This window comes from Propionibacterium sp. oral taxon 192 str. F0372 (genome assembly GCF_000413315.1).
Taxonomy (GTDB): Bacteria; Actinomycetota; Actinomycetes; order Propionibacteriales; family Propionibacteriaceae; genus Brooklawnia.
Genome location: NZ_KE340297.1, coordinates 1,572,688 through 1,585,044 on the forward strand (window position 1 = coordinate 1,572,688; position 12,357 = coordinate 1,585,044).

The window sequence follows — 12,357 nt, forward strand, 5'->3', positions numbered from 1 at the left end:
ACGGATGAGCGATGACACCTTAACCACGCCGGAACCGACTCCCGGTGCTATCGACGGGCTCGACGACCAAGCCGCGCTGACTCCCGGAATGGTCTTCGGTCATATCTATGCCTTCCTTCACAACAAAGTGGTTGGGCTGGTGTTGATCCTGGCCGCAGGGCTGTTGTCGCTGTTTGGTGTGCTTTTCCCCCAGATGCCCTCATCTGCGCGGGCTGACGCGGAGTCCATGGCTTCATGGATTGAATCGGTTCGCCCCACCTTTGGGGGATGGACTGACATCCTGAATGCCATTGGCTTCTTCACGATGTTCTCCTCGATCCCGTTCCTCGTCGTGATGGCTCTGTTGGCCGCATCGATCGTTGCTTGCACGGTGCATCGGCTACCAGTGTTGTGGCAGGCCGCCAAGCATCCTCACACCAGGGTGACCGCAGCTTTCTTCGACCGGGCCCGGCTACGTTCCACCTTCACCACCTCGGCCAGCCCAGAGGCGGCCTTCGAGATCTTGTGCGCTGACGCCCGCAAACACCGGATGAGGGTCGTTGTCGACGATCGGGGGCCAGGACTCAATGCCTACATGGATCGCAACTACTGGGCGCCCTTCGGCACCGCGTTCGCCCACGCTGCCTTCGTGACGATCATGGCGGGTTTCGTCGTATCGGCCTTGTCTGGGTTCCGCAACGAGCAGTTCACCCTGACCATCGGTTTCCCCAGGGAGGTTGGCAACGGCACAAATCTGGTGGCCGAGGCCACCGCCTTCCAGGACTCCTACTACGACAACGGTTCCCCGAAGGACTACGTTGCTGACTTGCGGGTCAGCGACAACGGCGAACAGGTAGCCCAGCAGCAGGTGCGGGTCAACTCCCCGCTGTCCTACCACGGAGTGATGTTTCATCAAGCCTATTTCGGGGTGGCTGCGGTGATGAAGATCGACGATTCCTCGGGAGCCGAGGTCTTCCACAATGGGGTGGCTCTCGAATGGGCTACTCCGGACAAGACCCTCACCTACGGGCGAACCACTCTGGGAGACCAAACGATATACGTCATCGGTTCGGCTTCCGGGCAGACCGGTACCGGTATTGAGCCTGGTCAGGTGCGTGTGGAGATCTATGGCACCGCCAACAACGAACCGATCGGGAAGGCGGTGCTCGATGTGGGTACTCCGACGACGGTTGGAGACCACACCTTTACTTTCGAGCGTGAGCAGCAATTCACCGGGATGATCGTGAAAAAGGACCCGGGGACCCCGATCGTATGGTCTGGATTCCTGCTGCTGGTCATCGGCACCTGCATGACGATGTTCTTCCGCCACCACCGGATGTGGGTGCGGGTCAGCGGATGCGATGAGGGTACCTTAGTGCGGTTGGGGTCACCCGACAGGCAGGATTCCGGTTTCACCCGATTTTTCACTGGCATGATCATGAGAACCAGTGGCAAGATGGCGCACATTGAGGAGAGGACCAACAATGCTTCTTGAATTTTCTCAGGCGCTGTTGCTTGTCACGACGGCCTTGGTCACGCTGGCCACCATCGCCTACCTGGGTGCGGTCTTCGCGGCCAGGATGTCGCGTAACTCCGTCGTCGCGACGGCAGAATCAGCGGGAACCGTCGTCGTCAGCACCGGTGTGGGCGATCAGACCGTCACCGTGACTGGAGGTATCCGGCACACTCCGGTGCGACGCTTCACCATTACCTGGTGGGCCACCAAGTCGACCCAGCTGGCGTTGGTCCTGCTGACCGTTTCAATGATCGCGCGGATGATTACCACTGGGCATGCGCCGTTCTCCAACCACTATGAATTCGCCATCGCCTTTGCTTGGGGGATGATTCTTGCTCAGGTGTACTTCGAGGCCCGCTACCGAGTGCGGATGATGTCGATCATCGTGCTGCCCATCATCTTGGCGATGCTCGTCTATGCCTCGACGTTGTCCTACGAACCGAGTCCGCTGATGCCGGCCTTGCAGAACTCGCCGCTGCTCACCTTGCATGTGATCACAGCTTCCATCGGCTACGGTGCCGCAGTGGTGTCCTTCGCTGCTGCGGTCATGTACCTGCTGGCCCCACACATCTCATGGAAGGGCTGGCCGCGCCAGGAGATCCTGGACGATCTTGGTTATAAGGCGACAGTCGTCACCTTCCCGATGCTGACGATGATGCTCATCTTGGGATCGATCTGGGGGAATGTCGCCTGGGGCCGCTACTGGGGCTGGGATCCGAAGGAGACCGCTGCGTTGGTCACGTGGTTGATCTACGGTGCCTACTTGCACGCGCGGGTCACCCGCAACTGGCGGGGCAGCAAATCTGCTTGGCTGCTGGTCCTTGGTTTCGCTGCCGTGGTGTTCACCTACCTCGGCAACTTGTTCTTCGGAGGGCTGCACGCATATGCCTGATCAAGACGAGATAGCCGAGTTCCTTGAACCATCCGACGTACCGGCCACCCGTCCCGGAACCCCGGCGGAGGAACCTGCATGGCGCTCGGGGGTGCGCAATTCCAAATTCGGGCAGATCGCCGTGCTGGCGGTCACTGCTTTTGCCGTGATCATCGCGGTGTGGTGGGTAATCAAGCCGAAGAATGCTGCCGAAGAACAGGCCGAGACCGCTGCGGTCACCCAGGTCAACATCGACGGGGCTCAGGCAGCACCCGTCGTCGGGGACCTCGCGCCGACCTTCATCGCCACCGATCTGGAGGGCAACCAAGTCGATCTGCAGGCGATGCGCGGCAAACCGGTGTGGGTGATGTTCATTGCCAGTTGGTGTACGGGATGCCGTACCGAGATGCCCGATGTCCAGAAGGCGGTCGCCGTCCATGGCGATGACATCCAGCTGGTGTCGGTATACGTCGGTGAATCGCCCCAGACGGTGAAGTCCTATTCCGACCGGGTCGGGAACAAGTTCACCCAGGTGGCCGACGGCTCCGAGTCGATCGCTGCGGCCTACGGTGTCATGGGCGTCCCGTCTCATTTCTTCATCGACGCCGGGGGCGTGGTACATGAGACCCGTGTTGGGCTGCTCAGCCCGTCGGCCATGGATGCCTCGATCAACGACGTGGTGGGTGGCTGAACCGTTGTGTTGAATCGCGCCAGAGGAAGAGTTTCCTACTAGTCAGCGATGCGCCGCAGCAAATCTCTGCACCGTGTGTCGGTATGAATTGCCTTTCGGCAAGGAAAATCGATCCGAGCCGGTTCTGGAGGTCGTCGGCACGACGAATTTGTCTCGGGTGATCGTCTGCTTGATGATCCCGCTGGTGGCCATCGCCACCGTGGATCATCGACGCCGTGGCACAGCTGATAGATGTCGAGGATGTCCGGATTGTCAGCTCACTGCTTGAGGCTGGTGGGTAGCAGCTGCTTGGGAACAGTAGCCGGGGCGACTTCCGATCTCATGGGTGGTCTGGAAAGCCATCGACAGGCTCACTGAAGTTCAGGATCGTAGTGGAAAGAACACATGATGTGCGAGCAGTGTGAAATGGCAGTTATGGGTTCATTGCAAAACGCATCTGCGAAAAGCCGGGTGAATCGTAGTTGGCAGCTGACAGGGCAATGGGAAGACTCGCTGACTAGCATCCTGCCAACTGTGATCTTCCGGTGCCCACTGATGGGAGGTGATCGGTCGCGCTGCTGGGCTCAGCGCTGTTGCTTTGGGTGATGCCGCCGAGCGGCAGGGATAGAGCCGGTCTCGTAGGCACCCGGGGCGTCGACGATGATTACTGCACCATCGGCGGCCTCACGCATCTTCGCCGGGGCGATGGTGTGGGCGATGTGATAGGCGGCGACGGTGACGATGGTGCCCAAAGCGATGCCCCCCAAGGTGAACTTCTCGGAGAAGACCAAAGAGACATCGCCGATGCCGATGATGATGCCTGCGGCTAGGGGGACCAGATTGACCGGGTTGCCGAAGTCGATCCGGTTCTCCTTCCAGATCTTTGCGCCGAGCAGTCCGATCATGCCGTAGAGCACCACACAAATGCCGCCCAGCACCCCGCCTGGGGTGGCCGAGATAATGGCGCCGAATTTGGGGGAGAACCCGAAACCGATTGCCACGATGGCTGCGACGGTGTAGGCGGCGGTCGAGTAGACACGGGTGGCGGCCATGACACCGATGTTTTCGGCGTAGGTGGTCGTCGGCCCGGTGCCCACCGCGGTGGCCAGCATGGAAGTGATGCCGTCGGCGCTGATGGCCCGACCCATGTAGGAATCGAGGTCGTCACCAGTCATCTCGGCGACGGCTTTCACGTGGCCGGTGTTCTCCGCGATGAGGGCGATGAGAACCGGGATAGCGATGAGCGCGTACGCCAAGGAGAAATCGGGTAGGTGGAAGCCCACGACATTGCCGGTGGCTCCGTAGGTCCAGTTGGCTAGGTCGGTGACCGGTGGAAAACCGATCCAGTCAGCCTTCTCGACCGCTGTCCAGTCGACGCGCATCACCTGGGAAACCGTGCCGTCGGCAGCGGTCCGGGTAACCGGACCGAAGATCAGGTCGGCGACCCAGCTGAGCACATAGCCGATGATCAGCGATAGGAAGATGGCGATGCGCCCGCCGAAGCCGCGTAGTCCGACGGACAAGGCGATGATGATGAGCATAACGATCAGGGCGATCCACTGGTCCTGGGGCCAGTAGGTTTTGGCGACGACCGGTGCCAGGTTGAATCCGATCAACATGACGACGGCCCCGGTGACCGCCGGTGGCAGCATCCGGTGGATGATTCCCGACCCCATGAAGTGGATGACCACGCCGGTGAGCAACAGGCCGACCCCGCACCAGAACATTGCCCCGGAGACTGCGTCGGGTTTGCCGCCTGCCGCGTAGATCGCGGTGGCCACTCCGACGAAAGATGCGGATGATCCTAGATAGGAGGGGACGCGATGCTTGACAACGAACAGAAATATGATCGTCGCCACGCCGGACATCATCACCGCCAACTGCGGGTTGAGCCCCATCAGCAGCGGGAAGACGAAGGTTGCCCCGAACATCGCCACCACGTGCTGGGCACCCAGCCCGATGGTCTTTCCCCAACCCAGTCGTTCGGTGGGCGCCACCACCGCGCCCGGTTCGAGAACCCCGTTGTTATGCAGTTTCCAGATCGCCATGTACTTCCCCTCCGACGCAGGAGTCTACGGCTTTGTCTTGGGTTCTCCTGCCTCGGACGCGATGGGTTGCTGATCAAGGCTGTGAAGCCGTGGTTCGGTGCAGTCCATTGCGTCGCAGGTTTACCGGATGAGGTGGGTCTGGCGGGGAACTTCGGTGCACCTGGGGAGACCGATCACGAATTCCTGACTCGGCAGGGCAGCGGCCAAGATACCGTCGCGCAGCATGATCATACGGTCGGCGAATTGCCGGAGTTCCCCGCAGCCCCGGGACAGCACCAGCACGCATCGACCCTCGTCCGCAATTCGACGTAGCCGTACCATGGTCTGACGTACCGAGCCAGGATCACCGGTGGGGTCTGGTTCGTCGGCCACCACGAGCCGGGCCCGAGCCAGTGAACCGATGATCCGCAGCCCGTCGCTGGCCGGGGTGTGGGATCGTGGGGCAATCGTCATGGAGCACAATCGGGAGCGTTCCCGTCGGCTGTCCCGAGTGGGGGAGAAGACAATGCCCCGGTGCGTGTTGAAAGCATCGGTGCTCTTCGGGCCGGCCACCAGAGCGAGATCTGTGCCGAGACGACCGGGGGCGGGTGCGCCGTCGAGCAACACCGGACCTTCCCGGACGGCGTGGTCGGGAAGTAAACCGGTGATGGCCTGGGCGAGCAGGGTCTTGCCTGCACCAGGGCCGCCGACGATTCCGATCATCTGCCCAGTGCTGGCGTTCATCGTGAGGCAGGCCAATGGGTGGGTACGTCCGCGAACTGACGGGCGCCTGGGGAAACCGACGCGCACACCGCGAAGCTCGAACAGGGGTGACATCGCTGGAGAACTCGACCGATTCATGCGCGACCTTTCTGGGGCGCGCGACGAGCCGGTCGCCCGCAACCCACGACGGGAGATGATTCCGCGGGGACGGCGGGCGATCCGGCTTGGCATAGGCTTCACGGTTGCGGGACAGCGTCAGAATCTCACTGAAATCTTCTCCCGAACGTCTCCGGACAGGATTCTACACGTGGGTTCGGGCATCCCGGGATTGGGACCTGCCTGTGCTGGGGGACGAAGAGCTGGACTGGGGTGAGCCACGGTGCATGCTGTTTCGTGTGTCGGCGGCCGTGGCGATGAGATCGAAGTCGTCCCTGAATTCTTGGGATACGGTCACCTTGTCAGACGACGGCAGAAAGCCTCACTTGTCGCTTTCTCAGATCCACGATTTGAACCACATCCGCAAGCTCCAGGCGGTTCTAGTCATCAACTGGTCGGTGAGGATCGGGTAGATGAACCAGAAATTCGCGACGATGATCAGCACCATCGTCCCGACGGTGATGGCACCGATGCGCCGTCTTCGCCCGCCATCGGCGGGGCCGAGGATCTTCCCACAGACCATCGCCAGTACCGTGGCGTTGAAGGGGATCAGCATGATTGCGTAGAAAAAGAACAACGGACGTTCGGCATTGGGCAGCCACATCAGCCAGGTGGCCGAAGCCGCCAGCAGCGGGAAAGCGAAACGCTGATCGCGCCCGAACCACCAGTAGGCGAAGCCCGCGATGACCGCAGCCAGGGCAAACCACCACAAGAATGGTGTACCCATTCCGGAGATCACCCGAAGGCAGGAGTCCCCGGCTTGTGCGGTGCATCCTTCGGTGTTGGCCGGGAGCCCATTGACTGCGTCGATGCCGATCACCCGCCCCATGACCAGCCACTGGAAGGGATGCGACTGGTAGATGTGTGACTGGTCGGCGATCCATTGCCCAGTGTGAAAATTGTAGATTTCTTGATGGTAATGCCACAAGGAGCCTAGAGCCTGCCCGAATACCTTGACCACCGGGTCGTTGGGATGCTCGGCTCCCCAGTTGCGGCTCCATCCGTCGTTGGTGGTCAACCACGACCACCAACTGGCGACGTAAACCAGTACCGAGGTCACCACCATGGCGAGAAAGGCCAACGGCCCGGAGACGAACAATGCTCGCCAGGCGCTGGCATCCGCGCCTGCGGTGATGCGTGATCGCAACTCGTACACCACCGCAGCCACACCCATAACTGCAAGCACGTACATGGCGTTCCATTTGCAGGCGATGGCGGCGCCGAACAACAGGCCTGAAGTCCACAGCCAAGGACGGAACAACAGCAGCGGCCCGAATTGCCCACCGAGGTCGGTGAGCTGTTTGGTGCACAGATGGTCGGCTAATTTCCGGCGTACCCAGTCCCGGTCGGCGACCACCGCGGTCACGGCCATGACAGTGAAGGCTGCCTCGAAGATGTCTAGCAGGGCGATCCTGCTCATCATGAAGCTCAATCCGTCGACGGCCAGGAAGAAGCCAGCCAGGGCGCCGATCAGGGTGGAGCGAGACAGGCGCCGGGCAAGCCGGATCGTTGCTATGACGAGCAAGGTGCCGAACACCAATGACATGAAGCGCCAACCGAAGGCGTTCATCCCGAAAACGTGCTCGCCGATGGCGATCAGCCATTTCCCTAGTTGGGGGTGGACGATGAAGGCCGGATCGTTCTTGAAGACATCGACCACGCCATTCTTGATCTGGTCGTTCGCGTTGTCGGGCCAGCTCACCTCGTAGCCGCGGCGCAGCAGTCCGTAGGCATCCTTCGCGTAATAGGTTTCGTCAAAGACCAAGTAGTTCGGGAAACCCAGATTGCGCAGCCGGATGAGGAAGGCGAAAGCGCCGATCAGCAGAGTGACCAGCCAGGAACGCCAGCGATCGGTGCGTAGCAGGTAGGAATCGTCCAGCCGCTCGATCGTCGGCATTAGCGGATCAAGGGCGCGGGCTGGTTTTCCCTTGGTGGACCAAGCCGCGACGATGCGGTCCCATTGGCGGGTGAGCAGCGAACGGTGTTGTCGGTTGGCCGACGGGTTGCGTGTCGGTGCCGACTTGTCCAGAAACGCAAAGCTCACCCGGCAATCCTAGGCGCCTTCCCGATCATCTTCGGTGGGAGACGTTTCCTGTTGCCGAGGTGCTTGTGCCGCAACCGGGGTTCTGTGGAAATGTGTGGCCCGCCGGTGCAGTGCCGCTGCTGGGTTCCTTTCGCTCACGGGTGTGACCTTTTGAGTGCTTGTGGCAGGGGGTACCCGGTCACAATGGCACAGCACACCTCCAGTGATAGCGTGGGCTTGAAGATATCGCTACCCAATGTTGTGGGTGGTCCAATATCTGCTCCGGATAGGAGCTCGCTGGCCAGGAACCAGGCTCGTGGCCGGTGCCAGTGACCTCGCGTCGCCGACCCGTAACTCGCCTCGGACCCGAGCAGCCAAGTACCCTTCACAGATGTGAGCAGAGCCCAGATCGAGCCGGGAGGATGCCTAATCCTGGCAGGCACTCCCATCGGGGATTTCCGCGATGCTTCGCCAGCCTTGCGTGAAACTCTCGCCGAGGCCGACATCATCGCTGCGGAGGACACCCGAGTGCTGCGTACTCTGCTGCAACGCCTGGGTGTGACCACGTCGGCACGGTCGGTGTCCTATTTTGAGGGCAATGAGGCCTCCCGTACCACCGGGCTGATGGAGGAGATGCTGGCCGGGGCGCGAGTCGTTGTTGTCACCGATGCGGGAATGCCATCGGTTTCCGACCCCGGCTACCGGCTGGTGGCCGCTGCCATTGAGGGCGGAATAAGGGTCACTTCGGTGCCCGGGCCTTCTGCCGTGCTGACCGCTCTTACGATCTCCGGGTTGCCCGTCAACCGTTTTTGTTTTGAAGGTTTCCTGCCCCGTAAGGCAGGTGAACGGCGACGTCGATTGGGGGCACTTACCGCCGAGACTCGCACCATGGTCTTTTTTGAGGCCCCTCACCGGCTTGCTGATTTCCTGACTGACGCCGCCGAGATATTCGGTGTCGACCGTCGCTGCGCAGTTTGCCGGGAGATCACCAAACCCAACGAAGAGGTGGTCCGCGGTGGTCTTGGTGACCTCGTGAGCTGGGCCACCGACCACGCCCGGGGTGAGATTACCGTCGTTGTTCAAGGGGCCCCTGCCCGCGTCGTCGACATCGACGGCGCCTTGGCCCGGGTGCGAGAACTGGTCGCTGACGGTGTCAGGTTCTCTGCGGCCGTCGCCCAGGTGGCCACCGCCACGGGCATGCGTCGTAAAGACCTCTATGAGCAGGCTCTGGCTAAGCGGGAGGAACACGAGGATGGATGACTTGATCGCCGAGTTGGGCCTGCCACCACGACCAGAAACGCTGCCTACCTCAACCGTCGACGCTCACACCCACCTGGACACCACCACCGAATACACCGGCTTGGCCCCCGACGACGCCCTCGCGTTGGCTGCTTCGGTCGGCGTCAACCGGGTGGTCACCGTGGGCTGCGACGTTGAGAGCTCCCGCTTCGCGGTGAACTGCGCCACGACTCACCGGCAGGTGGCAGCCGCGATAGCCATCCACCCCAATGATATTGCCCGGATGTCCCCCGCAGACCATGAAGCCGCTTGGGAGGTGATCGACGAGTTGGCTGCCGATCCGGCAGTGCGTGCCGTGGGGGAGACCGGCCTGGACTACTTCCGCACCAAGGATCCGGCCCTGCAGGGGGTGCAACACGAATCCTTCCGCCGCCACATCGCCATCGCCAAGGCCCACGACCGCACACTGATGATCCACGACCGCGACGCCCACGACGACATCGCCGACATCCTCGACGAGGTCGGCTGGTGTGAACGCACCATCTTCCACTGCTACTCCGCCGACGAACCATATGCCCGGCGTGTGCTGGCTCACGAGACGTGGCTCAGTTTCGCCGGAAACATCACTTACAAAGCGAATCAGCCGATGCGCGATGCCCTGGCAATCACCCCGCTGGACCGGATCCTTGTCGAGACCGATGCCCCCTTCCTCACCCCGGTGCCGCTGCGGGGAAAGAAGAACGCCTCTTACCTCATCCCACACACCATACGGTTCATTGCCGAGTTCCGTGGCGTCGAGCTCGCTGATCTATGTCACCAGCTGAGGGCCAATGCGGAACAGGCCCTGGGTGGGAGCTGGGGAATCACGGAAGGTGGCAGATGACACTTCTCGACCCGACGAAGGTGCGGCAGTTGGCTGCCTCTATTGATCTGCGCCCCGCCAAGCAACGTGGCCAGAACTATGTTATCGACGCCAACACGGTACGACGGATCGTCACTCGCTCCGGGATCGGTGTCGGCGACGTTGTGCTTGAGGTCGGACCTGGGCTCGGTTCACTCACCCTCGGCCTGTTGGAGACCGGGGCGGAGGTCACCGCCATTGAGATTGAGGAATCTTGTGCCCAGCTGTTGCCCCACACCGTCGCAGAACTACAACCTGACAACGCCAAACAACTTCGGGTGGTCAATGCCGATGCGTTGCAGGTGAATGAATTGCCCGGCCCACCACCCACCGCCGTGGTGGCAAATCTGCCCTACAACGTCTCGGTGCCTGTGCTGATCCATCTCTTCGAGGCCTTCGGTACTTGGACCAAGGGCCTGGTCATGGTGCAACTCGAAGTGGCTGACAGGCTGGTGGCCGCCCCCGGTTCCAAGGTCTATGGGGTGCCGTCGGTTAAACTGGCTTGGTTCGCCGAGGCAGCCAGGGTGGGTATTGTGCCACCCACTGTGTTCTGGCCAGTACCCAACGTCGATTCCGGGCTTGTTTCGCTGACCCGGCGCGAACCACCCATCACCACTGTATCCAGGCAGCAGGTTTTTTCCCTCATTGACGCGGCCTTTGCCCAACGACGCAAGATGCTGCGGGCCGCGCTTGCACCGATCTTCGGATCCTCCGTTCGGGCATCCGATGCGATCGCTGCTGCGGGCGTTGACCCCACAGTCAGGGGTGAGGTACTGGACATCAAGGACTTCGTGCGGATCGCGGAGCAGGCAGGAGATAGTTTGTGATGGTGAAATTTCACGAAGTCGTCCGGGTCCAGGTCCCGGCAAAGATCAACCTTGCCTTGGCAGTGGGGCCACGCCGTGTGGATGGCTTTCATGACCTCACCTCGGTCTTCCAAGCGGTCTCGGTATACGACGAGTTGACCGCCGTCGCCCGTACCGACGGTCAGATCATCCTGACGATGAGTGGGCTGGGTAGCACTCAGTTGCCGACCGACGAGCAGAATCTGGCCGTGCGCGCCGCACTTCTGTTACGTGAACGTCGCGGTCGTCCCGAGATGGGTGCCAATCTCACCATCGACAAAGCGATACCAATCGCTGGTGGAATGGCCGGTGGGTCCGGGGACGCTGCCGCGGCTCTGCTGGGTTGCAACGAGATATGGGATCTTGAACTCAGCGTCGACGAGTTGCGGGAACTGGGGACCGAGATCGGTTCGGATGTTCCCTTCGCGATTCTCGGTGGAAATGCGGTGGGTACCGGGAGAGGTGAGAAACTCACCCCGCTGTCGGCCGACGGGGAACTCAACTGGGTGTTCGCACTTGCCGAGGAGGGTCTGTCCACTCCACAGGTGTACCGGAGTTTCGACCAACTGGCCGAGGCCGGGGAACTGACACCCGACGTACACCTCGATGCCGGCTCACTTGAAGCTCTCACTAGCGGGGACGTCAATCGTTGCGCAGCGGCACTGCGCAACGACCTGTGCGCAGCCGCCGTGGCTTTGCGTCCCGCACTCGCCGCTACCTTGGCGGTGAGTGCTGAGGGGGTGCTGGCTTCGGTTCTTTGCGGTTCCGGGCCGACGGTGGCTTTCTTGTGCACCGACGAGCAGAGCGCGAACCTCCTGGCCGAGAAGTTGCCGGAGCACGAAGGTATTCGTGATGCCATCCCCGCGCGGGGGCCAGTAGTAGGACCCAGTGTCGTTCGTTCGGTGGTTGCCGGATGAGCGATCGCGACGAGGTCGACGAGATCATCGCAGGTTGGGACGGGGTCCGTCCGGGCCTGGATACCCAACCCATGCAGGTGTGGTCCCGGATCGCCCGGTTGGCTCAGGTTCAAGACGACGCCCGTTCGCGGGCTTTCGCGCAGCAGGGACTAGCCTTGTGGGAATTTGATGTCCTGGCTGCCCTACGTCGCGCCGGACGTCCTTACCGGCTGACTCCTAGTCAGCTGACGGCCGATACTCATGTGACCTCCGGCACCATGACCAACCGCATCCAACGCCTCTCGGACAAGGGGTTGGTGAAGCGTCTGGCGCATCCCGACGACGGTCGCGGAGCTTTGGTGGAACTCACCTTAGCCGGGTTGGCTGCAGCCGATGAGGCGCTGACCCGACTGGTTGATGCCGAACGGAAACTCAGCGTCGCCCTCGACGACCAGCAGTGCCACCAGTTGGCTGGTCTGCTGCGCGCACTGCTGCTCAGCGTGGGCTGAAG

The 12,357-nt window shown here is 61.7% G+C and carries 11 protein-coding genes; 8 read left to right on the top strand and 3 right to left on the bottom strand.

The genetic code is table 11. The features are described from left to right. Positions 1-4: 4 nt before the first annotated feature. From HMPREF1531_RS07380 to HMPREF1531_RS07390, 3 genes are read left to right on the top strand one after another with little or no spacing between them, the layout of a single operon-like run. Positions 5-1,474, top strand: coding sequence for a cytochrome c biogenesis protein ResB (locus HMPREF1531_RS07380; RefSeq protein ID WP_016669310.1), 1,470 nt, complete (start codon positions 5-7; stop codon positions 1,472-1,474). Next, positions 1,464-2,387, top strand: a complete 924-nt coding sequence (gene ccsB, locus HMPREF1531_RS07385; protein WP_016669311.1) for a c-type cytochrome biogenesis protein CcsB — start codon at positions 1,464-1,466, stop codon at positions 2,385-2,387. The genes HMPREF1531_RS07380 and ccsB overlap by 11 nt, the downstream gene beginning before the upstream one ends. Beyond that, entirely contained in the window at positions 2,380-3,057 is a 678-nt protein-coding gene (locus HMPREF1531_RS07390; RefSeq protein WP_016669312.1) for a TlpA family protein disulfide reductase, read from the top strand. The genes ccsB and HMPREF1531_RS07390 overlap by 8 nt, the downstream gene beginning before the upstream one ends. A gap of 563 nt (positions 3,058-3,620) precedes the next feature. Here HMPREF1531_RS07390 and HMPREF1531_RS07395 read toward each other — a convergent pair. From HMPREF1531_RS07395 to HMPREF1531_RS07405, 3 genes are all read right to left on the bottom strand, one after another. Beyond that, positions 3,621-5,084, bottom strand: a complete 1,464-nt coding sequence (locus HMPREF1531_RS07395) for a uracil-xanthine permease family protein (RefSeq protein WP_016669313.1) — start codon at positions 5,082-5,084, stop codon at positions 3,621-3,623. A 120-nt stretch (positions 5,085-5,204) separates the two neighbouring features. Continuing rightward, positions 5,205-6,017, bottom strand: a complete 813-nt coding sequence (locus HMPREF1531_RS07400) for an ATP-binding cassette domain-containing protein (protein WP_084669289.1) — start codon at positions 6,015-6,017, stop codon at positions 5,205-5,207. Positions 6,018-6,279: 262 nt separating this feature from the next. Beyond that, positions 6,280-7,839 carry a dolichyl-phosphate-mannose--protein mannosyltransferase gene (locus HMPREF1531_RS07405; protein ID WP_036898684.1) on the bottom strand — a complete coding sequence of 520 codons (1,560 nt, stop codon included), beginning with the start codon at positions 7,837-7,839 and terminating at the stop codon, positions 6,280-6,282. A 519-nt stretch (positions 7,840-8,358) separates the two neighbouring features. Here HMPREF1531_RS07405 and rsmI point away from each other — a divergent pair. The 5 genes from rsmI to HMPREF1531_RS07430 are packed head-to-tail and all read left to right on the top strand — an operon-like array spanning position 8,359 to position 12,355. Next, positions 8,359-9,225, top strand: a complete 867-nt coding sequence (gene rsmI, locus HMPREF1531_RS07410; RefSeq protein ID WP_016669317.1) for a 16S rRNA (cytidine(1402)-2'-O)-methyltransferase — start codon at positions 8,359-8,361, stop codon at positions 9,223-9,225. After that, on the top strand, positions 9,218-10,087 hold the full coding sequence (locus HMPREF1531_RS07415) for a TatD family hydrolase (protein ID WP_016669318.1): 870 nt from the start codon (positions 9,218-9,220) through the stop codon (positions 10,085-10,087). The genes rsmI and HMPREF1531_RS07415 overlap by 8 nt, the downstream gene beginning before the upstream one ends. Beyond that, positions 10,084-10,932: a 16S rRNA (adenine(1518)-N(6)/adenine(1519)-N(6))-dimethyltransferase RsmA gene (rsmA, locus tag HMPREF1531_RS07420; protein WP_016669319.1), complete on the top strand. Its 849-nt coding sequence runs from the start codon at positions 10,084-10,086 to the stop codon at positions 10,930-10,932. Before HMPREF1531_RS07415 ends, rsmA begins: the two co-directional genes overlap by 4 nt. Continuing rightward, positions 10,932-11,867: a 4-(cytidine 5'-diphospho)-2-C-methyl-D-erythritol kinase gene (locus HMPREF1531_RS07425; protein WP_016669320.1), complete on the top strand. Its 936-nt coding sequence runs from the start codon at positions 10,932-10,934 to the stop codon at positions 11,865-11,867. Before rsmA ends, HMPREF1531_RS07425 begins: the two co-directional genes overlap by 1 nt. Further along, positions 11,864-12,355, top strand: coding sequence for a MarR family winged helix-turn-helix transcriptional regulator (locus HMPREF1531_RS07430; RefSeq protein ID WP_016669321.1), 492 nt, complete (start codon positions 11,864-11,866; stop codon positions 12,353-12,355). Before HMPREF1531_RS07425 ends, HMPREF1531_RS07430 begins: the two co-directional genes overlap by 4 nt. Positions 12,356-12,357 lie beyond the last annotated feature (2 nt).

Coding starts and splice junctions, on each gene's coding strand:
- HMPREF1531_RS07400 (WP_084669289.1), bottom strand. CDS start 6,017: ATGCCAAGCCGGATCGCCCGCCGTCCCCGCGGAATCATCTCCCGTCGT.
- HMPREF1531_RS07405 (WP_036898684.1), bottom strand. CDS start 7,839: ATGCCGACGATCGAGCGGCTGGACGATTCCTACCTGCTACGCACCGAT.
- HMPREF1531_RS07415 (WP_016669318.1), top strand. CDS start 9,218: ATGGATGACTTGATCGCCGAGTTGGGCCTGCCACCACGACCAGAAACG.
- HMPREF1531_RS07380 (WP_016669310.1), top strand. CDS start 5: ATGAGCGATGACACCTTAACCACGCCGGAACCGACTCCCGGTGCTATC.
- HMPREF1531_RS07430 (WP_016669321.1), top strand. CDS start 11,864: ATGAGCGATCGCGACGAGGTCGACGAGATCATCGCAGGTTGGGACGGG.
- rsmA (WP_016669319.1), top strand. CDS start 10,084: ATGACACTTCTCGACCCGACGAAGGTGCGGCAGTTGGCTGCCTCTATT.
- ccsB (WP_016669311.1), top strand. CDS start 1,464: ATGCTTCTTGAATTTTCTCAGGCGCTGTTGCTTGTCACGACGGCCTTG.
- HMPREF1531_RS07395 (WP_016669313.1), bottom strand. CDS start 5,084: ATGGCGATCTGGAAACTGCATAACAACGGGGTTCTCGAACCGGGCGCG.
- HMPREF1531_RS07390 (WP_016669312.1), top strand. CDS start 2,380: ATGCCTGATCAAGACGAGATAGCCGAGTTCCTTGAACCATCCGACGTA.
- HMPREF1531_RS07425 (WP_016669320.1), top strand. CDS start 10,932: ATGGTGAAATTTCACGAAGTCGTCCGGGTCCAGGTCCCGGCAAAGATC.